Source organism: Brevundimonas bacteroides DSM 4726 (genome assembly GCF_000701445.1).
GTDB lineage: Bacteria > Pseudomonadota > Alphaproteobacteria > Caulobacterales > Caulobacteraceae > Brevundimonas > Brevundimonas bacteroides.
On the sequence record NZ_JNIX01000003.1, the window covers coordinates 71,856 to 95,476 of the forward strand.

Consider the following 23,621-nt stretch of genomic DNA (forward strand, 5'->3'; position numbering starts at 1 on the left):
CTGTCAAGCGTCTGGCCCGGCGTCAATGAACGGTCGCCCGCTCCTCCGCCCATAACGTTCCCCCTGTGAGGTAACGATCAACCTGATCGCGCTGCGCCTTCATTTCCGAGAAGGCCCTCGCATCGAAGTGATCGTCCCGCTTGAGCTCATCCAATGCACGCGTGAGAGCGAGCGCATCGAGCAGAACCTCGATCGCCTTGGTCAGCCAGCGCCTAACGTCGTCCAAAGACGCGCCAGCCGCCAAAAACGGAGCATGGGAAATCGCCGCTGTGCGATCGATCCGGCGCAACGTTTCCTCGTGACCCATTGCTGAGAGGCGGGCTCGGATCATCGCTTCACCTATGCCTTCGGCGTCGTAGGTCAGCATGACAAGATCACTCACGAGTCGGTCGAGGCCCACATCTCCAAGGCTCTGCGTGGCCAAGAGTTCTGCCCGCTCCTGAATGAGCGATGGATTGGCGATAAGCCCCTCCACGATTGCCGAAAGAATCGGTTTCGGAGCCTTGGAAAGGGTCAGGGCCGATGCCCGTCCTTCCGGAGTCACGTCCATTATCTGGGCCGCCCGCTTGGCCCGCCGATCCCGATACAAGGTGCGGTGGGCCTGTTTCCGTTCCTGTTCGCTCGGACGAACCGATTGGTAGAATGCCCCGACGAGGTAGTCCTTATAGGTCCGCGCAAGGTCAGGATCACCGATGGTCGCAGCCGCCTTCCTCAAGCGTAGCAGGAGGTTGGCTTCCTTCTCGGGAGTATCCAGCGGGCCGACCGCAGCGCGCTCGCGCTCGAAAAGCATCCGAGAAAACGGCTGCGTGTTCGTGAGCGCCTCACGAAGCGCAGGCGCTCCGCGCTCCCGCAGAAGGTCATCCGGATCTTTGCCGTCTGGCAGAGCGACAAAGGAAAAAGTCCGGTCAGGCTTAAGCAGCGGCAGCGCTCGCTCGATGGCCCGGAACGCGGCCCTCTGTCCGGCCCCGTCGCCGTCGAAGCAAAGCACCGGCTCGGTCGAGACGCGCCAGAGCAGCGCCATCTGCTCCTCGGTCAGAGCCGTGCCCATGGGCGCCACGGCCGGCAGCCCCGCCCTCTGGCAGGCGATGACGTCCATGTAGCCTTCGACCACGATGACGCTCTCGGTCGACTTGGACGCCGCGCCCAGGATGCGTCGGGCCTCGGGCAGGCCGTAGAGGGTCGCGCCCTTGTGAAACAGCGGGCTCTCGGGACCGTTCAGATACTTGGCCCGGTCGTCGGGGTTCATCGCCCGGCCGCCGAAACTGACCAGCCGCCCGCGCGCGTCCAGGATCGGGAACATCAGCCGGTCGCGGAACCGGTCGTAGGGGCTGCCCCCGCCCTCCGGCGCGATCAGCAGCCCGGCCTCGACCAGCTCGCCGGGCTTGGCTCCGCGCTGAACCAGCGCCGTCTTCAAGCCTTCGCGGTCATTGGGCGCATAGCCCAGGCCGAACCGCTCCCACTGATCCTCGGGCAGGCCGCGCCGTTCGAGGTAGTCGCGCGCCGCCTTGCCGACCGACCGGCGCAGATTGGCCGCGAACCATTTCTGGGCCAGGTCCATCCAGTCGGCGAGGCCCTGGCGCTTCTGCTCGCGCTCGGCGGCCTGGGGGTCTTCGGCCGGCATCTGCATCCCGGCCTCGGCGGCCAGGCGTTCCACGGCCTCGGGGAAACTCAGCCGCTCGGTCTCCTGCAGGAAGGAGATGACGTCGCCGTGCTTGCCGGAGGAGAAATCGTGGAAGAAGCCCTTGTCGTCGTTGACGAAGAAGGACGGCGACTTCTCCTTGGTGAAGGGGCTCAGGCCCACCCACTCCCGCCCCTGACGCTTGAGCTTCACCGTCCGCCCGATCACGTCGGACGGGCGGAGTCGGCTCTTTAGCTCGTCAAGGAAGCGGTCGTCGAAGCGCACTTTAGCTCAGTGACGAGTTCGAGGCGGTGAAGGGAGACGCAGATTTTGCTCTCGCACAGACAAGTTCGTTCATCCCGATTCGCCTCACAGGCTGTCCACCGGATCATTGACAGGCGCGCACGTCAGAATCGGACGTAACGACTTGCTTTGTGGGATCCGATCTTAAGACTTCATTCACCAATAAGGCGATCCGGCCGCCATAACCGTCTGCATCCAAACATTATTCTGACCGTATCCGGAACTATCCACAGGAGGCTGTGGTTAATCCCGCAGGTCCTCGGGCGCAGAAGCGCCGCCTTCCCCCATCGCACGAGACACCATGTTCATCGCCATCGCCCGCCCGGCGGTGGAGCCTCAAGGCCCCGACGCCGTCGCCGTCCCCGGTTCCCCCGCCATCGCCGACCTGACGCCCCGCGCGCTCCACGCGCGCCTGCTCGACAATGCCGCCAAGCGCCGCCTTCGCGGGCTGGAGCGCAAGCGGTGCGGTCGCACCGACGACGCCGACTACTGGCTGCACGCCGCGCCGGTCGCCGTGAAGAAGGCCAGCGCGCTCCGCGAAGAGCGCAGCCTCGCCTGCCTGCCCTGACGCTCAGCGCCAGATCGCGCCCGACCGTCCGCCCTCGCGGCCGATGTCGAATACGGCCCGCATGGCCTCCGGGCTGAAGTCCAGCGGAGAAGCCTCCGCGTCATCCGGCAGTGCGGCATAGCGGAAATAGAGCTCGTTCCTCGCCGCGAAGGCGCGGTTGCCCTCGAGCGTGGTGATCAGGGACGAGCGCAGGAGAATGTTGACGCTGCGCCCCAGCACCCCGCCCAGGCTGTCGCGCGTGACGGCGAAATCGGGGACCAGGCGGCCGTTGATGACCACATGAAAACGCGCGGTGCTGAGCGCTCCGTCCGGCTCGCGATAGGACCACAGGGTCTCGGGCACGGCCAGAAAAGGCGTCGTCACCCCGCCGTCGACGTGCATCTCCTCGAAGGTCACATCCCCGGCGTTCGACGGGATCAGCACCGGCGGGAAAGCCCCGGGAATACTGGCCGAGGCCACGAGCACGCTGCGGAACAGCTCCAGCGCTTCCGGCGTGCCGACAGAGGCGATGGCCCCGAGGTCCCAGCTGACACCGCGCTGGCTGTCGAGGTCTGTGGTGGCGACCAAGAGCACCCGCCCCTTGGCCGCCTCGGCCGCGATTGCCTCCAGCATGGCCGCGTCGACGTAGCGTTCGACCAGCTCCCTCAGCGGCTCGCCGCGATAGATGCCCGAGCCGAACAGAACGCCCAGCCCCTGGGACTGCAGCAGGTTCGAGGCCGCGCCACCGGTGTAGGCCTCCTCCAGCTCATCGTCCCAGTCGGGGCCGAGGAAGACGAAGGGCGCCGCCAGCGCCCCGGTCGAGACGCCGGTCACCACTTCGAAATCCGGGCGGCTGCCGCTCTCGGTCCAGCCGCGCATCAGCCCAGCGGTGAAAGCCCCGTTCGATCCGCCGCCCGACAGGGTGATGATGTCCATGACGCCGTCGGGCCCGCGCGGCACGCCTTCACGGAATGCCTGACGAAACAGGGCCAGCCGCCGCGCCTCGTCCAGATAGACCCGGATCGGATAGCGAGCGGGCGACGTCAGCCCCATCGGCCGCGCCGCCTGCCGGTCCTGCAGCTCGAAGCTCGACCGCGGCCCGCCCGCGCAGCCAGCCAACACCAGGAGGACGAGCAACAGGCCAAGGACGCGCTGGGTCATGCGCCGACCGTATCACACCCCCTTCGACAGGCCGATGACGGCCCCCTCAGGCGTCCATCAGGGCGCGGAAGCGGTCGAACAGATACAGGCTGTCGGTCGGCCCCGGCGAGGCCTCGGGGTGGTGCTGCACGCTGAAGACCGGTCGATCCTTCAGCTGGATGCCGCAGTTGGTGCCGTCGAACAGGCTGACGTGCGTCTCCTGCACGGCGTCGGGCAGGCTGTCGCGGTCGACGGTGAAGCCGTGGTTCATCGATACGATCTCGACCTTGCCGGTCGTCAGGTCCTTGACCGGATGGTTCGCGCCGTGATGGCCCTGATCCATCTTCACGGTCCGGGCACCGAGGGCGAGCGCCAGCATCTGGTGGCCGAGGCAGATGCCGAAGATCGGCGTGCCGCTGTCGACCAGCTTCTTGATTTCGGGCACCGCGTACTCGCCAGTCGCCGCCGGATCGCCCGGCCCGTTGGACAGGACCACCCCGTCGGGATCGCGCGCGAGGATGTCCTCGGCCGAGGTCGTCGCCGGGACCACGGTGATCTTCGCGCCTGTCGAGGCGAGCGCCCGCAGGATGTTCCTCTTCACCCCATAGTCGATGACCACGACCGACTTGCCCGCCGCGTCCACGCGCGGATAGCCCTCGGGCCAGTCCCACAGGCCCTGATCCCAGTCGAAGGCCTGAAGCGTCGAGGCGGGCTTGGCGAGATCGAGCCCCACCAGGCCTGTCCAGGCCCTCGCCTCCGCCACCAGGGCGTCCAGGTCGAAGCGACCTTCGGGGTCGTGGGCGATGACGGCATGCGGCGCGCCGTGGTCCCGGATGGCCTGCGTCAGGGCGCGGGTGTCGATGCCCGACAGGCCCACGACGCCGCGCCGCTTCATCCAGGCGTCGAGCGAGGCGTCGCTGCGCCAGTTGGCCGGGTCGGTCGGCAGGTCGCGGAAAACCGCCCCGCGCGCGGAGGTGTCGGAGCCCCCGCCCATCTGCTCGATGTCCTCGACGTTGGTCCCTGTGTTGCCGACGTGCGGGAAGGTGAAGGCCAGGATCTGGCTCATGTAGGACGGGTCGGTCAGGATCTCCTGATACCCCGTCATGGCCGTGTTGAAGACGACCTCGCCCAGCGTCGACCCAGTCGCGCCCACGCCGATGCCCTGAAAGACGGTACCGTCGGCCAGAGCCAGGACGCCGGTGCAGCCGGGAAGCAGAGAAGTCGTCATGGCCGTCCCCTTACACCGAATCCCGGCGAACAAACGGCGCGGTTGCTACAGAGGCGCGGGCCTCGGGTCAACGCGCCCGCGACGCACCCAAAGCCAGCCGACCGAGGCGACCGTGAACAGCACGATCGCCGGCACGATGTTGCCCGGCGCCGCGGCCGCGACCGCTCCGACCGAGAACACGCCGCCCACCACCGCCAGCGCTCGCCATCCGGCCGAGCGGCTGAAGCGGAACAGGCTGATGCAGCACAGGGCGTAGAGGCAGATGGTCAGGACCGTGCAGGCTCCGATCAGCAGGCCGAACTGGTCCGCCAACCGCGGCTGGGACGTCATGACCACCAGCCCTGCCATGATCGCCCCGTTGATGAGGGGATTGGTCAGGGGCAGTCGGCCCGGCGTCGCGGCCGAGCCGAACCAGCGCGGCAGATAGCCCTGCTCCGCGGCGCTGCGGGCCGTCTCTCCGCCCAGAATGGTCCAACCCGCGATGGTGCCGAGCGCCTTCAGCACCGCACACGCCGCGACGAGGCCGGCCACCGACGCCCCGAACACCCGCGCCGCCAGATCGGCGAAGGGGCTGGTGGAGGCCGCCAGTTCGCCTGCGGGGATCACGCCGAACACCGCCACGCTGGCGGCGACATAGACGACCAGCGCCAGCCCGACGCCGCCGACGCTGGCCCGGCCCACGTCGCGGCCGGGATCGCGCACCAGCCTGGACAGGGCGGCGGCGCTCTCCAGCCCGAGGAAGGACCAGAAGATCACCACCAGCGAGGCGGGCACCGTTTGGGTCAGCGGCTCGCCGGACGGGTTCCACGACGCGGCGAAGGTCTGAGAGCTGAAGGCGACCGCCCCAGCGACGATGGCCAGCAGCAGCGGCAGCAGCCCGATCACCAGCGTCGCCGCGCCCAGCCGGGCCGCCAGCTTCGCGCCGGTCGCATAGGCGGCCGTGCAGGCTCCGATCAGCACGAGGTTGCAAAGCGCCGCCGGAATCGGCTGGGCCAAGGCTGGAAAGAAAAAGGCCAGATAGCCGGTCCCCGCCAGCGCCACCGCGACATTGCCCGTCAGGCAGACGCCCCAGTAGGCGATGGCGGTCTGAAAGCCGATGAACGACCCCAGGCCCCGCCGCGTCAAATCCGACAGGCCGTCCGCGTCCGGCTGAAACCGCCCCAACCCCGCGAACACCGCCGCCAGGACCATGGCCCCAACCCCGCAGATCAGCCAGCCGATCAGGCTGGACGACCCGGTGGAGGCCAGCGCCACCGGCGCGAGATAGACGCCCGAGCCGATCATGTTGCCCGCGACTACGAGGGCGGCGAGCCCCCAGCCCAGCTTGCGGGTCGAGGGGATGGGAATCGTCTCGGTCTGGCTCATGGCCGGACGCTATTCCGGAATCCGCGCTCCGTCCCAGGCGAAAACGCCCCCGCTGTCCGCCGGCGTCAGGCCGTCCAGCACCGCCAGCAGCCGCTCGGCCGAATAAGCCGGCGCGAACAGCTTGCCCTCGGCGACGCCCTTCTGAAACGGCCTGGACAGGCCGGTGTCCACCGTCCCTGGATGCAGCCCGGCCACCACGGCTTGCGGATGCGACCGACCGAGCTCCAACGCCAGGTTCCGGAGCAGCATGTTCAACGCCGCCTTGGATGCCCGATAGCTGTGCCAACCGCCCAGTCGATTGTCGCCAATCGAGCCCACCCGCGCCGACAAGGCGGCGAACGTGGCCCGCCGGTCGCGGGGCATCAGCGGCGCGAAGTGCTTCATGACCAGAGCCGGGCCGATCGTGTTGATCCGATAGTCGCGCAGCAGGTGTTCGGCCGTCATGGCCTTGTAGGTCCGCTCGGGCTCCTGCCCGCTGTGCAGGACGCCTGTGGCGATCAGGATCAGCGTCGGAGCCGCCCCCGCCCGAACCCGCTCGGCGGCGGCGACGATGGAGGCCTCGTCCTCGAAGTCCAAATGGTCAGCGCCGGACGCCGACCGACCAAATCGATAGACCGTTTCATGGGCCCGCGACATCTCCAGAGCCTCGGCCAGGGCCGCGCCCACCCCACCGGTCGCGCCGATGACGATGGCAGAGGATTCGGGGTTCGGCGTGGTCATCTGTTCGCTATCGCCGCCAGGACAGCGTCGGACAACGCGACCCGTTGACCCCATCCGGTGCCCGCGCCAGACGGGCCGCTCTCGAACGGAGGCCCGACATGCCCATCACCACCGTCGGCCTCGACGCCGACGACACCCTCTGGCACAACGAGACGATCTTCCGGTTGACCCAAGCGCGGTTCCTCGACCTGCTGGGCGAGCACGACAACGCCCTGATCGAAGCGCGTCTGGCCGAGGTCGAGCGCCGCAACCTCCGTCTCTACGGCTACGGCATCAAGGGCTTCACCCTGTCGATGATCGAGACGGCGATGGAGCTGTGCGAGGGCGAGCCGCCGCCCGGCGTGGTGCGCGAGATCCTGGCCGCCGGCCGCGAGATGATCGCCCACCCGGTCGAGACCCTTCCCGGCGTCGACGAGGCGCTGGCGGCGCTGTCCGAACGCTACCGGCTGGTCCTCATCACCAAGGGCGACCTGCTGGACCAGGAGCGCAAGCTGGCCGCGTCCGGCCTCGGCGACCTGTTCGCCGCCGTCGAGATCGTGTCGGAGAAGGACCGGAGCACCTACGACCGCGTCTTCGCCCGCCACGGCACGGGAGCCGACGAGGCAGTCATGGCCGGCAACTCGGTGAAGTCCGACGTGCTCCCCGCCATCGAGGCCGGCGCCTTCGCCGTCCACATCCCCTACCATGTCACCTGGGCCCACGAGGTGGCCGAGCCGCCGGTGGATCACCCCCGGTTCGGCCTGTTGGAGACCATCGCCGACCTGCCCGCCTGGATCGCCGAGCGGGCATAGAAAAAGGGCGGCTCAGCAGAGCCGCCCTTTTTCCGTTCGTCGCCGTCCGATCAGAACCGGGCGCGGATCCCGCCGAAGAACTGGCGGCCGTACAGGTCATAGGCCGAGGAGGTCCCGTTGCCGGCCAGGCCATAGGGGATCTCGTTGTCCGTGAGGTTGTTCACCCCGGCGAACAGCTCGACGTTCGAGGCCGCCCACAGGCCGTCGTTCAGGCGATAGCGCACGACGACGTCATGATACCACTGACCCGGCACCTCGTTCGGGAAGACCGATTCCGAACCGATGACGCCCGGCGTCGGGGTCACGTCATAGCGGGCGACGCGGCCCTCGTAGCGGGTCTCGCCGGTGACGGCCCAGGTTCCGTTGTCCCAGGTCATGCGCGACTTGTAGGACCACTCCGGATCGCCCACCTCGCCAGCCTCGACGTCGATCTCGTCGGGGCGGTCGGCGAAGGCAAAGAAGTTGAGCTCCTCCAGGTAGTTCGCCGTGAACGACGAGGTCACCGTACCGGCCAGGAAACCCCAGCGGTCCGCATCCAGGACGCGGCGGCCCGTCACCTCGAAGTCCCAGCCCTTGGTCGTCAGCGCGGCGGCGTTGACGTAGGTCGTCTGGACGCTGTCGATGTTGCCGGCCGCGTTACGGGTGAACAGGGAGCAGAAGTTCCCGTCCAGTCCGCCCGAGGCGTCATAGCAGTTGTCGATGATGTCCTGGGCGCCGATCAAAGCGATCGCGTCGTCGATCTGGATGTCATAGTAGTCCGCCGTGAAGGTGACGCCCGGCAGGAACCGGGGCTGGACCACCACGCCGTAGGTGAAGCTTTCGGCCTCTTCGGCGTCCAGGTTGGCATTGCCCGACGACACGCCCTCGATCGACTGGTTGGTGTTGGACTGGAAGCCGGCGGGAACGCCGGCCGCGGCGCAGTTGGCGGTCCGGTCCGGATCGTCCTGGATGTTGTCGACGTCGCAGGGGTCGGTCACCGAGAAGAAACCCGCCGTCGCCGGCAGGAAGGCCTCGGTGATGTTCGGCGCACGCACCGCCCGCGAATAGGTGCCCCGGAAGGAGATGTCGCGGATCGGAGCATAGATCGCGCCCACCTTCCACGCCTCGGCCCCGCCCACCGTCGAATAGTCGGCGTAACGATAGGCGCCGTCTAGCGACAAGCGATAGGCGAACGGCAGGTCCGCCAGGATCGGGGCGTTGAACTCGATGAAGCCCTCGGTCACGTCGAACTGGCCAAAGGCGTCCGGCTGGGGCGCGTTCTCGGTGATGCCCGATTGGACCAGCGGGTCGTTGATGTTTTCCGAGGTCTCTTCGCGGTATTCGAAGCCGCCGGCGATGCCGATGGGCCCGCCCTGCAGGTTGAAGAACTTCGACGTGTCGAAGTTGAAGACGCCGGTGATGACCTCCTGGGTGATCTTGTGGTTCCGCACGGCGGTGTAGTTGACGTAGTCGATGGCCGCCTGGCTGTTCTGCTGGCCGAACGGGTTGAACGGAACGCAGGTCTCGGCCGTCTGGGTGGTCAAATCCGGCGTCTGGTCGCGGCACACGATCTGGCCGCCAACGCGCACCGCGTCGATGGCGGCGGCATAGTTGCCAGGGATGATGCCATTCTCGGAGATGAACTCGTTCTGGGTCTCTCCGTAGTTGTAGGACAGGTCCCAGTCGAAGTCGGCGAAGCCCGTCTCGGTCCTGCCGCGAACACCCGCCACAGCGCGATAGGTCTCACGCGTGATGTCGTTGACGCGCGGGCCGATGTCGGCGTTGAAGCGGCCGAAGGTGATGTCACGCCCACCGATGACGGCCTGGAGTTCGGGCGTCAGGAAGGCATTGTCGGGCGCGATCAGATATTCGCCAAAGGTGAAGGACGGCTGGACGTAATCCAGAATCTCCGAGCGCACATACTTGCCGTCGAAGTAGGCCGTGACGCTGTCCGTCAGGTCGTAGCGCAGGCGGATGTTGGTCCCGTAGCGATCCGTCTCGGGCTGAAGCACGACGTAGTCATCCAGCGCCGTGCAGGTCTCGCAGTCCAAGAACTGGCCGAAGGCGAAGGAGTTGTCGCCCAGGCGCGGCTGCTGCGGCACCGGCGAGCCGTTGTTGCGGATGGCCGTGATGATGTCGAAGGTGTTGGCGTCGAAGATCACGCCGTTCTCGTCCAGATAGTCGGTCAGCACGTTGGGAACGAGAATGCGGTCAGGGATGCCGTTGTCGGGATCCTGGGTCGGATCGGCCGGGTTCAGGATGGTGCCGAAGTCCTGCAGAGCCGGGATGTCGGAGCCGAGCACCTGATCGGCGTGGTCGTAGAACAGGCTGGCAGTGACGTTCAGCCGGCCGTCCAGGAAGTTCCGGCCGAACACCCCGTTGGCCGAATAGGTCGTGCCGTCGCCGGATTCGGCGCGGCCGCCCTGGACCGTGATCTCGGCACCCTCGAAATCATCCTTCAGGATGATGTTGACCACGCCCGACACGGCGTCGGAGCCATAGATGGCCGAGGCCCCCCCGGTGATGACCTCGACCCGTTCAACAAGGGCGGCAGGAATGGCGTTCAGGTCGACGGCCGCATTGCCCGCATCGCCGCCGACGTGGCGCTTGCCGTCCACCAGCGTCAGGGTGCGCGCCGAACCCAGCGAGCGCAGGTCCGGAAAGTTCAGTCCGCCCGAATCGCCGAAACTGTCGGAGTTGCCACGCACCGTGGAGTTCGAGCTCAGGGCCGGCAGCTCGGCGATGATAGAACCGAGGTCCTGGGTGCCGGAGGTGGCGATCGCTTCAGACGAGACCGTGGCGACCGGCGTTGGCTGTTCCAGGTTCGGCCGCGGAATACGCGAGCCGGTGACGACGATTTCCTCGACCGTCGTGGCGTCATCCTGAGGCTGGACCTCCTGAGCAGCCGCCTGGCTGCTTAAGGTAAAGCTTAGAACACCTGCCACACCGGCAAGCATCGTTGAACGCAACAAGGTGTGACGCATGGTGGTCATGAATGAGTCCCTGAGATTCTGAGAGGAAACGTTGTTATGTAACACGCGGCTAGACGGATGCTTTCGGAACAGCGTTACGTCGTGCTGTCGTTTTACTGACGTCCGAGGGTCACAATATTGCAGAATGTAGCGAAATCTGGGCGGCGCTGCGCCTTGAACGGGACTGGAACCGCATGGTTCCACCTCGCCGGCACATTGAGAAATGTGGCTTCGCGGTGACCCTTCGGTGTCAAAATCGCCAACTTCGCATCTCGCGCGTTGACCTCGCTGCACTGCGGCAAAAAACTACCTTCACCGTGACCGCCCTTTCGGGATGAAGGAAAGAAACATGCGCACCAGAATCAGCACCCGGACCCTCTGCCTGACCGGCGTCGGTCTTGCCGCCCTCTTCGCCAGCCCCGCGCTCGCCCAGGATCCGGGCGAGGTGACTGAGGTCGAGGAGATCGTGGTCACTGGCTCGCGCATCGCCATCCGGCCCGAGAACGCGCCCCAGCCGGTGCAGGTGCTGGGTGCCGAGACCCTGGCTGCCCAGGGCGTGACCGAGGTCGCCGATGCGCTGGACGTCATCCCGGCTCTGCAATCGTCCGAAAGCACGGCCCAGGCCAACGGCGGTTCGGTGCAACTGAACCTGCGCGGCATGGGCGCCAACCGCACCCTGGTGCTGGTCAACGGCCGCCGTCACGTTTCGGGCCAGCCCGGCACGGCCGCCGTCGACATCTCGACGATCCCGTCCGCACTGGTCGAACGGGTCGAGGTCCTGACGGGCGGCGCCTCGGCGGTCTATGGCTCCGACGCTGTCACGGGCGTCGTCAACTTCATCATGAAGCGGGACTTCACCGGCACCGAATGGGAGGTCCAGGGCGGCGTCTCGGGCCAGGGCGACACCGAGGAGATCTTCGCCTCCTTCGCGCAGGGCCGTGACTTCGACAACGGCCGGGGCAACATCTCGATCGGCGTCCAGGCCAGCCGTTCCGAAGCCCTCTACTACGGTGACCGCGACTGGGCGGCGAACAACAATGTCGCCGACGACAAGGCCAATCCGGCGCGCAGCTTCCAGGTCGGAGACCCGGTCCCGACCGGCCAGACCCAAGCCACGGTTCTAGGCCGCACCATCCTGCTGGCCAGCGGCGCGCCTCGCTACGCCAACACTGACCCGGCCCTTATCGCGCGCGCCCAAGCCGCCCCAGCGCGAGCCTATCTGAACAATCCGGTCTTTTCGATCGCCTCCATCGGCGGCCTGATCGGCTATGACCCCTATGGCTTCGGCTTCGCTGGCGGCCCGTCGGACTTCGGAGCTCTCAACCGCCCCGACCTGGATGGCAACGGCACCTTTGACTGTCTGCAGAGCCAGGGTGGTCGCGGCGGCGGCGGCGGTTTCCCCGTCGGCTGCTGGGTCGTCGATCCCATCACCAACGCCATTCGCCCGTTCCGCGACGGCCTGATCGGCAACTTCACCGAACAGTTCGGCGGCGACGGCAGCCCGCAGACCTTCTCCAACCAGTCGCTGCTGCCCAAGGACGAGGCGGTCAACCTCAACCTGCTACTGAACTACGAGTTCTCGGACTCCTTCCGGACCTATGCGGACCTGAAGTACGCCTGGAACCGGGGCACGACCTACAACCCGTACAACACCTTCGACGACTCGATCCCGATCGCGCTGGACAACCCCTATATCCCGACCGCGATCCGCAACATCGTTAACGCTCAGATCGCCCAAGGGAACGGCAATGCCTCGTCTCTGGTGACCATCGGCCGGGACAACATCGACCTGTTCGACCCCGAGGCCTCCAGCGAGCGCGAGACCATCCGCGCGGTGCTCGGATTTGGCGGCGAGATCTTCGGCGGCTGGTCCTATGACGTCTCGCTGAACTACGGCGAGACCAGCCAGGAAACGCGCGGCTTCGTGCGTCTGGAGGACCGCTTCTTCGCCGCCGTCGACGCGGTCCGGGCTCCGAACGGAGACATCGTCTGCCGCTCGACGCTGAACGCGGCGGCCTTCCCGCGCTACTCCTACCTGACCGACACGGCCAACTTCGGGCCGGGCGCGACGATCCAGCAGTTCGGCGGCTTCACCACCTTCACGCCGGGCGCCAACTCGCCCTGCCGCCCGATCAACCTGTTCGGCGTGGGCCAGTCCAGCCAGGCGGGTCTGGACTTCCTGCGCTATGAGGCGGTCGATACCTCCGAGATCGACCAGCTGGTCATCGCCGCCAGCCTGGTCGGCGACTTCGAGCGCTGGTTCAGCCTGCCGGGCGGTCCGGTCGGCTTCGCGGTCGGCGCCGAGTACCGCGAAGAGAACTCGCTGTTCACCCCCGACATCGCCCGTCAGAACGGCGACGTCTTCCAGTACCAGACCACCAACATCACCGAAGGCGGCTTCGACGTCGCCGAGGCCTTCCTGGAGCTGCAGTTCCCGATCCTGTCTGGCGCGCCATTCGCTGAAGTGCTCAGCCTGAACATCGCCGGGCGCATCGGCGACTATTCGACCGTCGGCGAGACCTCGACCTACAAGGCCGACGCCATCTGGGCGCCGGTCCAGGACATCCGCTTCCGCGGCGGCTATGCCGTCGCCATCCGGGCGCCCAACATCGGCGAGCTGTTCGCGCCTCTGAACGCCGCGACCTTCCGGCCGGTCGACCCCTGCGATTCGGTCAACGTGAACGCCGGCCCCAACCCGGCCAACCGCCTGGCCAACTGCCGCGCGGACCTGGGCATCACCGCCGCGGTTTACAACTTCACCGACCCGCTGACGGCGCGCTTCACCGGCCAGACCGGCGGCAACCCCAACCTGCAGGAAGAGGAAGCCGAGACCATCACCTATGGCGTCGTGCTGCAGCCCCGGTTCCTGCCGGACCTGAGCATCACGGCCGACTACTGGTCGATCGAGATCGAGAACGCCATCTCGGCGGTCGGTGCTCAGGACATCGTCAACTCCTGCTATGACGCGCCGACGCTGAACAACCAGTTCTGCGCCCTGTTCACACGGAACAGGAACGCTTCCTCGCCGACCTTCCGCGGCTTCAACTACCTGCTGCAGACCCAGCTGAACTTCGCCCGGCTGGAGACGTCGGGCATCGACTTCGCGGTCAACTACGGCTTCGACTTCGCCGACTTCGGCCGCGACGCCTGGGGCACCCTGGACCTGTCGGTGACCGGGACCTATCTGGAGGACCGCAACGACTTCCCGTTCGTCTCGAACCCCACCCAGGCCAACCCGGTGAAGCTGGAGCAGAACTTCCCCGAATGGGCGGGATCGTTCGCGGCACGCTGGCAGGTGTCGGACTTCACCGTCTCGTGGTTCTCCAACTACCAGTCCGAGCAGACCCTGGTGTCCACGCCGATCGAGGACATCGCCCGCTTCGCACCGGCCTTCGCCGACGAGTTCTGGAGCCACAACGCCTCGATTCGCTGGGACTTCAAGGAAGGCTATTCGGCCACCTTCGGGGTCAACAACATCACCGACGAGGAGCCCTATCTGGGCAACGTGGCCACGCCGGTCTCGCCGGTGGGACGTGCCTTCTTCCTGCGGATCTCGGGCCGCTACTGAGACGACACGACGCCTCTGGAGACGGGAAGGGCGGTCCGGCGACGGGCCGCCCTTTCGTTTTGGCGCGGAGCGTTCTTGCGCCCGACCCCCTGCCTCTCTAAACGGGCCGCTTAGCCGACAACCCGCACCGCCCGCCGCCGCAGCCGAAACGCCGCGACGCGCGGCGTTCCTGCGCGCCGAAAGAGACCGCCTTGCACGAAGACGTCATCAGCCATGAGGAGCGCGACGCCATGATCCGCGCGGCCCTGGCCGAGCATGGCGACAGCGGCGTCACCCCGCGCCACACCCAGTTCTTCTTCCACGGCGAGGGCGACCACGACGACCTGAACGAGGTCGCGCGTCGCGCGGGCTTCGTCACGTCCGGGCAGGACGAGACGACGGTGCTCGAGACCACGATGGCAGTGGACGAAGTCTCCTTCGCCCCCGTCAGCGCCATGATGCAATCCTGGGCCGCGGCCTTCCAGCTGGACTACGACGGCTGGGAATGCGCGGTCATCACCCATTGAACGGAGGCTGAGATGCCCAAGCGCACGGATATCCAGTCTATCCTAATTATCGGTGCCGGGCCGATCGTGATCGGTCAGGCTTGCGAGTTCGACTACTCCGGAGTCCAGGCGTGCAAGGCGCTGAAGGCCGAGGGATATAGGGTCATCCTGGTCAACTCCAACCCGGCCACGATCATGACCGATCCCGGGCTGGCGGATGCGACCTATATCGAGCCGATCACGCCGGAGTTCGTCGAGAAGATCATCGACAAGGAACGGCCCGACGCCCTGCTGCCGACCATGGGCGGGCAGACGGCGCTGAACACGGCGCTGGCGCTGGATGCGGCGGGCGTGCTGGCGAAGTACGGCGTGGAGATGATCGGGGCGCGGGCCGAGGTCATCGACAAGGCCGAGGACCGGCAGAAGTTCAGGGACGCCATGGACAAGCTGGGGCTGGAGAGCCCCCGGTCGAAGGCCGCCCACACGCTGGACGAGGCGCTGGAGGGGCTGGAGTTCGTCGGCCTGCCCGCCATCATCCGCCCCAGCTTCACCCTGGCCGGCACCGGCGGCGGCATCGCCTACAACCGCGAGGAGTTCGAGGAGATCGTGCTGCGCGGTCTCGACCTGTCGCCGACCACCGAGGTGCTGATCGAGGAGAGCGTCCTGGGCTGGAAGGAGTATGAGATGGAGGTCGTCCGCGACAAGGCGGACAACTGCATCATCGTCTGCTCCATCGAGAACGTGGACCCGATGGGCGTCCATACGGGCGATTCCATCACCGTGGCCCCTGCCCTGACCCTGACCGACAAAGAGTACCAGCGCATGCGCACGGGCTCGATCAATGTGCTGCGCGAAATCGGCGTCGAGACGGGCGGATCGAACGTCCAGTGGGCGATCAATCCGAAGGACGGCCGCATGGTCGTTATCGAGATGAACCCGCGCGTGTCGCGCTCCTCCGCCCTGGCGTCCAAGGCGACGGGCTTTCCGATCGCCAAGGTCGCGGCGCGTCTGGCCGTCGGCTACACGCTGGATGAGCTGCAGAACGACATCACCCAGGTCACGCCGGCCAGCTTCGAGCCGTCGATCGACTATGTGGTGACCAAGATCCCGCGCTTCGCTTTCGAGAAGTATCCGGGGTCGGAGCCCCTGCTGTCGACCTCGATGAAGTCGGTCGGCGAGGTCATGGCCATCGGGCGAACGTTCCAGGAATCGATGCAGAAGGCCCTGCGGGGTCTGGAGACCGGCCTGTCCGGCTTCGACGAGATCGAGATCGAGGGCGTCATCGGCGCCGAGGACGACGCCGCCATCCGCGCCGCTGTGGTGCGGGCTCTGGGCCAGCCGACGCCCGACCGCATCCGCGTCATCGCCCAGGCCTTCCGCCACGGCCTGACGGTCGAGGAGGTCGAGGCCGCCTGCGCCTACGAGCCGTGGTTCCTGCGCCAGATCGCCGACATCGTGCGCGAGGAAGGCCACATCCGGGTCAAGGGTCTGCCCGCCGACGCCGCCGACTTCCGCCGCCTGAAGGCCAAGGGCTTCTCGGACGCCCGTCTGGCCCAGCTGACGGGATCGACCGAGCGCGAGGTCCGCGCGGCCCGCCGCGGCCTGAACGTCCGCCCGGTGTTCAAGCGCATCGACACCTGCGCGGCCGAGTTCGCCAGCGCCACCGCCTATATGTATTCGACCTACGAGACCGGCGCGTTGGGTCAGGTCCCGGTCTGCGAATCCCAGCCAAGCGACAGAAAAAAGGCGATAATTCTGGGCGGCGGGCCGAACCGGATCGGGCAAGGCATAGAGTTCGATTACTGCTGCTGCCACGCGGCCTTCGCCTTCGCCGACATCGGCGTCGAAAGCATCATGGTGAACTGCAACCCCGAGACGGTCTCGACCGACTACGACACCTCGGACCGCCTCTATTTCGAACCCCTGACGGCCGAGGACGTCCTCGAACTCATCGCCGTCGAGCAGTCGAAGGGCGAGCTGATCGGCTGCGTCGTCCAGTTCGGCGGCCAGACGCCGCTGAAGCTGGCCCATGCGCTGCATGAGGACAACGTGCCGATCCTGGGCACCAGCCTGGACTCCATCGACCTGGCCGAGGACCGCGAGCGGTTCCAGGTCATGCTGAACGACATCGGCCTGCTGCAGCCGCCGAACGGCTTGGCCAGATCACCGGCCGAGGCCGCCAAAGAAGCGGACAGGGTCGGCTATCCCGTCGTGCTGCGCCCGTCCTATGTGCTGGGCGGCCGGGGCATGATGATCGTCCACGATCGCGAGCAGCTGGACCGCTATGTCCATGAGGCCATGCGGGTCTCGGGCGACGATCCGGTGCTGATCGACCACTATCTGAACCGCGCGACCGAGGTCGATGTCGACGCCCTGTGCGACGACGAGACGGTCTTCGTGGCCGGCGTGCTGGAGCACATCGAGGAAGCCGGGGTCCACTCCGGCGACAGCGCCTGCTCCATGCCGCCCTGGTCCCTGTCGGACGCCACCGTCGCCGAACTGAAGCGCCAGACGGAGGCCATGGCGCGGGCGCTGAAGGTGCGCGGCCTGATGAACGTGCAGTTCGCGATCGAGGAGCCGCACAGCGCCAATCCGCGCATCTTCGTGCTGGAGGTCAATCCGCGCGCCAGCCGCACCGCGCCCTTCGTGGCCAAGACGATCGGCGTGCCGGTGGCCTCCATCGCCGCCAAGGTGATGGCGGGCGTGCCCCTGTCGTCCTTCGGCTTGACGGATGCGCCCTATGACCACATCGCGGTCAAGGAAGCGGTCTTCCCCTTCGCCCGCTTCGCGGGCGTCGACACCGTGCTGGGGCCCGAGATGCGCTCGACCGGCGAGGTCATGGGACTGGACTTCAAGCGCCCCGGAGAGGCCGACATGGCCCCCGCCTTCGCCCGCGCCTTCGCCAAGTCCCAGATCGGCGGGGGGACGAAGCTCCCGACCGGCGGCTGTGCCTTCATCTCGGTCAAGGACGACGACAAGCCCTTCGCGGTCGAGGTCGCGGCGCTCTTGCTCAAGCAGGGCTTCGAGGTCATCGCCACCGGCGGCACCCACGCCCATCTGACGGCCGAGGGCCTGCCCGTGGGCTTCGTCAAGAAGGTGCTGGAGGGTCGGCCCAACATCGTCGACGCCATGAAGAACGGCGACGTCCAGCTGGTCATCAACACCACCGAGGGCAAGCAGTCGCTGCAGGACAGCTTCAGCCTGCGCCGGACGGCCCTGATGCAGAAGATCCCCTACTACACGACCATCGCCGGGGCGCTGGCGGCGGCGCAGGGGATCGGGGCGATCCAGGCCGACACGCTCGAGGTGCGGCCGATCCAGGGGTATGCGTGACAAAGAGCCTTCTCCCCTCGCGGGAGAAGGGTTTCTGGATGCGATATCTCCCGGTGATTTCGACTAGGCAAAGACCGCAAAAATCGGCGAGGCCGGCCAGCCTGGTCATGCCAATTCACCGCTGAAACCGCAGATACCGCAGCCAATGCTGCAGGCTTGCGTCCGATTCTGACGCACCGGTCGGTCATGATGCGCGCATGGAGCATCATCGTCTGCGCAAGTATCGGGGGCCGGAGACCTGGGCGCGGGTCCGGCAGGCCTATGTGGCGGGAGAGTCCGCGCCGTCGGTGGCGCGACGCTTCGACGTGGGTCTGGCCAATCTGAGGCGGCGCGCGATGAAGGAGGGCTGGACGCGCAAGACCATTGCCCGGCAGCTGGACCTCAAGCCCATCCGGGGCGGGACGGATGAGCCCGAACCCGCGCTGGCGGCGCTAAACGCGGTGCTGGAGGGCGAAGACGTGCCGACCGTGGACGCCCATGAGGCCCTGGCCCAGACCGTGCGCCGGGCGGCCTGGCTGCTGACCCAGGGGCGAACGGGCGAGGCGAGCGCCCTGCTGAAGGCGGCCAGCGCGCTGGAAAAGCTGAGGTTCCGGGCGCGGTGAAGGCGGCGGGGCCGATCAGTTGGGCTTGATCGCCGGACCCTGCGACGGACGGCCCATGGTCCAGTTGGACTGGAGCCGGACCTTGGGATTGGGCGCGCACCAGATCTCGCCCGTCTCGTCGATGGCGGTGACCCAGATCAGGGCGTGCTCCTGGCCATAGTCGATGACGCCGATGGCGTAGCCCTTGCCCTTGCCTTCGACGGTGACGGGGAGGGTCGGCGTGAGCTGGGTGAACATGGCTGGGTGAAAAGCGCGGATCGGGCGTCGGGTTCCCGACAGCGGGTGGTGGTCCGCTTTCGACCCATAGCGGAAGTCCGCTGATGCTATGGCTCTAATTTACTCCGACGCCTCTCTGATGCATCCAGCCAGACTGGACAGAACGCCATTCGACACGTCTTGCCGCGGATGGTCGAAGTCGCGGATATGGATGGTCCGGCGGAATCCTGTGCTGCGCGGCCCGATACACTCCATCCTTTGCCAAGAGCCCCGCTCTCTTGTGTCGGCCAGTGCGACCACCACGGTCGGCACCCCGCCCCAATCCCCAGACACGGCGTCGCGGATGCACGACCGACGCGCTTCCGTGGGTTCCGGATCGTCGCCCAAACAGCGCTCCATACCCTCGAAGACAGGGACGGAGAGCAGGCCCGCTCCGACCCGATTGTCTACCGCCAACGCCGAAACGATCCGACGTGAAACCTCGGCGTCCCCATATCCGAGAATGACGACTCTGACTTCGAGTGCGGACGAGGACGGCGCAGACTGGGCCCCGGCAAGGCCAAGACTGAGAGCAAACAGGGCAGGGTTCACCGGGGACCTCCGACTTGAGACGGGTTCAATCCCGCTGCGGCCACGCTACGGCCGAGATCAGGGGGATCCGGTTCACGTCGCTCGGCCGGAACGCACCGAGGTAGCGCGGCGCGGCGCCTTTTTCCATGAGCTGGACATAGACTGGCGACGAATCCGGCACGTGCGGGGGTGGCGGCGGCGGCGGGATCGGCGGCACGCCCGGCGCAGGAGACACCGGGACCGGCGGAACGTCGCCCGGCCAGTACGGCCCGGCCGGCGCGCGACAAGGATCTGCAAGGGCGGCCTGAACCAACCCAGCCTGACGCGAGTTCAGCCGACCGCCCTCCGGTGGCCAGCGATCGACGTCGGCCAGCGGCCCGCCATACCAGCGCGCCATGTGCGCCTCGTACTCGGGCGTGCCCTCCGGCGGGCGTACCGGCGGCGAGGCGGTACCCGAATGGCGGTCCTGCTTCCAGAACCACCAAGAGCCGTCGACTTCGCGCCAGACGACGGTCCAGATCGTGTTGGAATGGCCTCCGCCTGGCGGAGCCACAATCCTGAATATCACCGGGGCGTCCGCCGGCGGCGCGCGCCAGGCCCCCTCAGGAATCACGATTTCGTCGAACATCGAAGTCAAGCGATCACTGGTCGCGATCGCGTCTGGGTGAGCGGCCGCAGCCTCTACCCGCGCCACCTGTTCAGGCGTCGCCGTAGGGCACTCCGTCGATGCACTGGTCAGCACGCTCGTTAAGGCCATCGCGGATAATGTCTGGATCATTTCGGCCTCCGTGCCCCGCACAATCGGCGACCGGTCGGCGGTCCGTCAACTTCGCCGCTCGCGCCGTCAGGTCCGGTCAGCCACGCGTGAGATTGCGCACCCGGCGCGATCCTGACGATTCCCGTTCGTCTGTGGATGAACCTTGACGGCTCACCCACAAACTTCACTGTGGAACATGGATCGAAGAAGCGGGACGGATCATGCTGCTGGAATTGATCGCGACGGCCGCGGTGGCGAACTCGCCCCAGGATTTCAACGGCTGGCCCGCCACGGTCAGTCTGGATTGCGAGGGACAGGCCGCGACTCGGACGGTCCGCCGCGATGGTCGCTGGTCTTTCGAGACCACGCCGCCCAGTCCGGGTCGATTCTCGATCGTCATCGATGTCGCAAACGCCCGGATCGATGACCCGAACCGTCCCGGGGGGGTCGTTCCCGTGTGGGTCGGCTACGGCGTGCTGCGCATCGATTTCCCGCCGAACCTCCTGTCGGATTTCCAAGCGCCGAGCCACACCTACTACTTGGCCTCGCCCGAGGCCCAGACTGGCCAGTACCTGAGGACCTTCGCGGACGCGGATGGCGCCTTCACCGAGGTCGGCGAGTGTCGTCGGCGTTGAACGATATGCTACGCGCAGCCCTGAGGCGACATTGGCCTATAGGGCGCGCCCTCTGCGCCGGCTTGATTGGTCTAGTCTGGGCGGGCGCCGGGGCATCAACCGCTGCCCAGGACGCTCCCGAGCCTTTGCTCTCGGAGCGGATCGCAGCCGGAACGTCTTTCGTCGTCGTCACAAAGGATCGGTCGGTCCCCCTTCGGGCAGGCGGCTGGAGCTACCCCGACGGCGCGGACCGCTGGACGGTCTTCGAGGGTCGCTACAATCCCGACAGTGGCATCTGGGACACTGACGTCGTCGGCTTCCAGGTGCGCGACATCGAGTATCACTCCTGCCCACCTGACCTGGATCAGTCCCGCTTTCGGTGTGGCGGCGTGCACAGCTCCGGTCACCGGCTATCGCGTCGCGTGACGCCCCGCGATCATGTGTTGGTCGTTCTCGAAAACGAACTCACCTTCGATGAGGCCGGGAACGTTTACCGAGAGGGCCAGCACATCGGCATCGTCGCCACGCCGCCGAGCCCCTACTGAAGGAGAGGCACGTGAACGCCAAACTCCTCTTGGCCGCCGCTGTTTTGACGCTCACGGCCAGCGTAGCGTTGGCGGCGCCCTCAGCCCAATTTCAACCGGACCGGACGCGCATACGTCTGACGCAATTCTTCCCCGCGAACGATACGCTTTCCTCAAGTCAGCAGGAGGCGATCGCTGCGGCTGGGCGAGCGCTAGTCACCGCGCGACCGGCTTGTGCCGGCCGAACACGCCAGGCGCAGCTATGCGACCTACGGCGGCGTCTACATCGCTGCAGCTTTAATCCGGCTCTGGGTTGCCAAAGGCGTGCGTCCTGACCGCTGGGACCTGCTGGGTGCGGCTGTCTGTCTGACCGGCTCGGGTAGCATTTTGTTGCCGTTAAGCCGCCCCCGAGCACTTCCGCGAATAGACCGAACGGCCGAGAAGCCCTCGCAGCTCCGTTGCCTATGGTCACGCTTGTAGTTACTAGGTCACCAACGACCCGGAGTGCCTTATGCCGAACCTGAACTTCCGAACTGCAACCCAAGCTCAAGCGTCGGCCTATACCGGAGACGGCCTGGGTCTGGAGGTCATCTACTTCTCCTCAGGCACCGCGACCGGGACGGTGTTCACCGTGAACCCAGCGGTGGGCGCCACACCCGAGACGATAACCGTCTCCAACCCAGGCTCGGGAACCACTTCGCTGAACTTCTCGCGAGCGGCGGTGTCCGGGGCCAACGCCTTCCGGTTCGCCGACGACACCGTGCTTGTCTATGGCCTGAACAGCGACGAGACGATCGAGGGGGATTACTTTGGAGGTGACCTTCTCTTCGGCAACGACGGAAACGACTCGGTCCGAGGGTATGATGGCAATGATCGCCTGTTTGGTGGCAACGGGAACGACACCCTCCGTGGCGACAACGGTGACGACGAGGTGTTCGGCGGAGACGGAGCCGACTCCCTGTTTGGGGGCGACGGCTCTGACCTGCTGCAGGGGAACGGTGGCGATGACCGCATAGATGGCGGCGAGGGCAACAATTTTGTTTACGGCGGGCAGGGGAACGACTGGGTCTGGGCCGGTAACGGCAACGACTACATTCAGGGAAACCTTGGCAACGACACGGTCGTCGGGTGGAACGGTAGCGACACCCTTCTCGGCGGTCAGGGCGCCGATATCGTCAGCGGAGAAACGGGAGACGACCTCGTCTTTGGCGACTTGGGCGACGACGCCGTCTCGGGGTCAAGCGGCAACGACACGCTCCATGGCGGTGAAGGCGATGACTTTGTCGGCAACACTCTCGCCGAGATCGGAAATGATCTCCTGTTCGGCGACAATGGTGTCGATACCCTCATAGCCGGAGACGGGAACGACACCGTGTATGGGGGTAACGGTAATGATGTGATCGGCACCGCTTACATCTTCTTCAGCGGCCTTGAAGCGGGTGACGACTTCATCGATGGCGGCGCAGGGAATGACTCTATCGGGGCAGGAACCGGCGCTGACACCGTACTTGGCGGTGAGGGAGATGACAGCATATCCGGCGGTTCTGGGAACGATGGTCTCCTCCAAGGCGGCCAGGGCAACGACACCGTCAACGGCGACGCTGGCGACGACTTCTTGTTCGGCGGCCAAGGAAACGACCTCCTGAACGGTGGGGACGGCAACGACTTCGCCCAGGGCAACTTCGGCAATGACACGGTTAATGGAGGGGCCGGCAACGACACAGTGATCGGTGGCCAGGGCAATGATCTGCTGGCGGGTAACGCGGGCGATGACCAGTTGTTTGGCGATCTGGGCCAGGACAGCGTGTATGGCGATGACGGCAACGATACTCTGACGGGCGGCGGCGACACCGACCTTCTGGACGGCGGCATCGGCAACGACGTGCTGCTGGGCGGCGACGGTGGCGATCTGCTGCTGGGCGACGCAGGCAACGACCAGATCAACGGCGAAGCCGGCAATGACACCATCGGCGGCGGCGATGGCAACGACACCATCGGCGGTGACGCCGGTAATGACGACATCGACGCCAACGACGGCAACAACGTCGTCAATGGCGGCGACGGTCAGGACACGCTCATTGCGGGCACCGGCAACGATGTGATCGACGGCGGTGACGGCAACGACACGATCGACGGCGCGAGCGGCAACAACACCCTGACGGGTGGAGCCGGCAACGACACCATCACGTCCAGCTCGGGCAACGACGTGGTCTCGGGTGGTGACGGCGAAGACACCATCAACGCCGGCGCGGGGGCCAACAACCTCGCGGGCGGGGCCGGAAACGACAG

Annotated in this window: 18 protein-coding genes; 10 read left to right on the forward strand and 8 right to left on the reverse strand. The window is 66.6% G+C overall.

Annotated features, from left to right (window positions below):
* Nucleotides 1–22: 22 nt before the first annotated feature.
* On the reverse strand, nt 23–1,903 hold the full coding sequence (gene dnaG / locus Q333_RS0101410; RefSeq protein ID WP_029414962.1) for a DNA primase: 1,881 nt from the start codon (nt 1,901–1,903) through the stop codon (nt 23–25).
* A gap of 319 nt (nt 1,904–2,222) precedes the next feature.
* Between dnaG and Q333_RS0101415 the strand changes: the two genes are divergently transcribed.
* Complete coding sequence (locus Q333_RS0101415) at nt 2,223–2,489, forward strand: hypothetical protein (protein WP_029414963.1); 267 nt, start codon at nt 2,223–2,225, stop codon at nt 2,487–2,489.
* A gap of 3 nt (nt 2,490–2,492) precedes the next feature.
* On the opposite strand, the gene Q333_RS0101420 is transcribed toward Q333_RS0101415, so the two are convergent.
* The 4 genes from Q333_RS0101420 to Q333_RS0101435 are packed head-to-tail and all read right to left on the reverse strand — an operon-like array spanning nt 2,493 to nt 6,921.
* Nucleotides 2,493–3,629: a patatin-like phospholipase family protein gene (locus tag Q333_RS0101420; protein ID WP_029414964.1), complete on the reverse strand. Its 1,137-nt coding sequence runs from the start codon at nt 3,627–3,629 to the stop codon at nt 2,493–2,495.
* A 46-nt stretch (nt 3,630–3,675) separates the two neighbouring features.
* Nucleotides 3,676–4,836 carry a glutamine-hydrolyzing carbamoyl-phosphate synthase small subunit gene (carA, locus tag Q333_RS0101425; protein ID WP_029414965.1) on the reverse strand — a complete coding sequence of 387 codons (1,161 nt, stop codon included), beginning with the start codon at nt 4,834–4,836 and terminating at the stop codon, nt 3,676–3,678.
* Nucleotides 4,837–4,881: 45 nt separating this feature from the next.
* Nucleotides 4,882–6,201, reverse strand: coding sequence for an amino acid permease (locus Q333_RS0101430; protein WP_035293516.1), 1,320 nt, complete (start codon nt 6,199–6,201; stop codon nt 4,882–4,884).
* Between the two features lie 9 nt (nt 6,202–6,210).
* Entirely contained in the window at nt 6,211–6,921 is a 711-nt protein-coding gene (locus tag Q333_RS0101435; protein WP_029414967.1) for an SDR family NAD(P)-dependent oxidoreductase, read from the reverse strand.
* A gap of 98 nt (nt 6,922–7,019) precedes the next feature.
* Here Q333_RS0101435 and Q333_RS0101440 point away from each other — a divergent pair, with 98 nt between their 5' ends.
* Nucleotides 7,020–7,712 (forward strand): HAD family hydrolase, encoded by a 693-nt coding sequence (locus tag Q333_RS0101440; protein ID WP_029414968.1) that lies wholly within the window; start codon nt 7,020–7,022, stop codon nt 7,710–7,712.
* A 50-nt stretch (nt 7,713–7,762) separates the two neighbouring features.
* Here Q333_RS0101440 and Q333_RS0101445 read toward each other — a convergent pair whose 3' ends face one another.
* A complete protein-coding gene (locus tag Q333_RS0101445; RefSeq protein ID WP_084175612.1) occupies nt 7,763–10,684 on the reverse strand; it encodes a TonB-dependent receptor plug domain-containing protein in 2,922 nt (973 codons plus the stop codon).
* Nucleotides 10,685–11,012: 328 nt separating this feature from the next.
* Here Q333_RS0101445 and Q333_RS17705 point away from each other — a divergent pair, with 328 nt between their 5' ends.
* The 4 genes from Q333_RS17705 (at nt 11,013) to Q333_RS0101465 (ending at nt 18,651) form a co-directional block, all read left to right on the forward strand.
* Complete coding sequence (locus Q333_RS17705) at nt 11,013–14,231, forward strand: TonB-dependent receptor domain-containing protein (protein WP_035293518.1); 3,219 nt, start codon at nt 11,013–11,015, stop codon at nt 14,229–14,231.
* 191 nt (nt 14,232–14,422) lie between these two features.
* Nucleotides 14,423–14,737, forward strand: coding sequence for a ribonuclease E inhibitor RraB (locus Q333_RS0101455; protein WP_035293520.1), 315 nt, complete (start codon nt 14,423–14,425; stop codon nt 14,735–14,737).
* 12 nt (nt 14,738–14,749) lie between these two features.
* Nucleotides 14,750–18,049: a carbamoyl-phosphate synthase large subunit gene (gene carB, locus Q333_RS0101460; RefSeq protein WP_029414972.1), complete on the forward strand. Its 3,300-nt coding sequence runs from the start codon at nt 14,750–14,752 to the stop codon at nt 18,047–18,049.
* 197 nt (nt 18,050–18,246) lie between these two features.
* A complete protein-coding gene (locus tag Q333_RS0101465) occupies nt 18,247–18,651 on the forward strand; it encodes a hypothetical protein (protein ID WP_029414973.1) in 405 nt (134 codons plus the stop codon).
* Between the two features lie 15 nt (nt 18,652–18,666).
* On the opposite strand, the gene Q333_RS0101470 is transcribed toward Q333_RS0101465, so the two are convergent.
* A complete protein-coding gene (locus tag Q333_RS0101470; protein WP_029414974.1) occupies nt 18,667–18,888 on the reverse strand; it encodes a hypothetical protein in 222 nt (73 codons plus the stop codon).
* Between the two features lie 595 nt (nt 18,889–19,483).
* Nucleotides 19,484–20,215 carry a hypothetical protein gene (locus Q333_RS0101475; protein WP_211249677.1) on the reverse strand — a complete coding sequence of 244 codons (732 nt, stop codon included), beginning with the start codon at nt 20,213–20,215 and terminating at the stop codon, nt 19,484–19,486.
* Nucleotides 20,216–20,415: 200 nt separating this feature from the next.
* Here Q333_RS0101475 and Q333_RS0101480 point away from each other — a divergent pair, with 200 nt between their 5' ends.
* The 4 genes from Q333_RS0101480 to Q333_RS0101490 all read left to right on the forward strand — a co-directional run.
* Nucleotides 20,416–20,829 carry a hypothetical protein gene (locus Q333_RS0101480; protein ID WP_029414976.1) on the forward strand — a complete coding sequence of 138 codons (414 nt, stop codon included), beginning with the start codon at nt 20,416–20,418 and terminating at the stop codon, nt 20,827–20,829.
* A gap of 62 nt (nt 20,830–20,891) precedes the next feature.
* Nucleotides 20,892–21,353 (forward strand): hypothetical protein, encoded by a 462-nt coding sequence (locus tag Q333_RS0101485; protein ID WP_157072328.1) that lies wholly within the window; start codon nt 20,892–20,894, stop codon nt 21,351–21,353.
* Nucleotides 21,354–21,566: 213 nt separating this feature from the next.
* Nucleotides 21,567–21,812: a YnfA family protein gene (locus tag Q333_RS18015; RefSeq protein ID WP_084175618.1), complete on the forward strand. Its 246-nt coding sequence runs from the start codon at nt 21,567–21,569 to the stop codon at nt 21,810–21,812.
* A gap of 31 nt (nt 21,813–21,843) precedes the next feature.
* On the forward strand, nt 21,844–23,621 hold a 1,778-nt coding region (locus Q333_RS0101490; protein WP_162175564.1), incomplete at its 3' end, for a calcium-binding protein.

Excerpts from the sequence above, each read along its gene's own strand:
- Q333_RS0101415 (WP_029414963.1), top strand. The coding sequence starts at position 2,223 with ATGTTCATCGCCATCGCCCGCCCGGCGGTGGAGCCTCAAGGCCCCGAC.
- Q333_RS0101420 (WP_029414964.1), bottom strand. The coding sequence starts at position 3,629 with ATGACCCAGCGCGTCCTTGGCCTGTTGCTCGTCCTCCTGGTGTTGGCT.
- carA (WP_029414965.1), bottom strand. The coding sequence starts at position 4,836 with ATGACGACTTCTCTGCTTCCCGGCTGCACCGGCGTCCTGGCTCTGGCC.
- Q333_RS0101430 (WP_035293516.1), bottom strand. The coding sequence starts at position 6,201 with ATGAGCCAGACCGAGACGATTCCCATCCCCTCGACCCGCAAGCTGGGC.
- Q333_RS0101435 (WP_029414967.1), bottom strand. The coding sequence starts at position 6,921 with ATGACCACGCCGAACCCCGAATCCTCTGCCATCGTCATCGGCGCGACC.
- Q333_RS0101440 (WP_029414968.1), top strand. The coding sequence starts at position 7,020 with ATGCCCATCACCACCGTCGGCCTCGACGCCGACGACACCCTCTGGCAC.
- Q333_RS0101445 (WP_084175612.1), bottom strand. The coding sequence starts at position 10,684 with ATGACCACCATGCGTCACACCTTGTTGCGTTCAACGATGCTTGCCGGT.
- Q333_RS17705 (WP_035293518.1), top strand. The coding sequence starts at position 11,013 with ATGCGCACCAGAATCAGCACCCGGACCCTCTGCCTGACCGGCGTCGGT.
- carB (WP_029414972.1), top strand. The coding sequence starts at position 14,750 with ATGCCCAAGCGCACGGATATCCAGTCTATCCTAATTATCGGTGCCGGG.
- Q333_RS0101465 (WP_029414973.1), top strand. The coding sequence starts at position 18,247 with ATGGAGCATCATCGTCTGCGCAAGTATCGGGGGCCGGAGACCTGGGCG.
- Q333_RS0101470 (WP_029414974.1), bottom strand. The coding sequence starts at position 18,888 with ATGTTCACCCAGCTCACGCCGACCCTCCCCGTCACCGTCGAAGGCAAG.
- Q333_RS0101475 (WP_211249677.1), bottom strand. The coding sequence starts at position 20,215 with ATGATCCAGACATTATCCGCGATGGCCTTAACGAGCGTGCTGACCAGT.
- Q333_RS0101480 (WP_029414976.1), top strand. The coding sequence starts at position 20,416 with ATGCTGCTGGAATTGATCGCGACGGCCGCGGTGGCGAACTCGCCCCAG.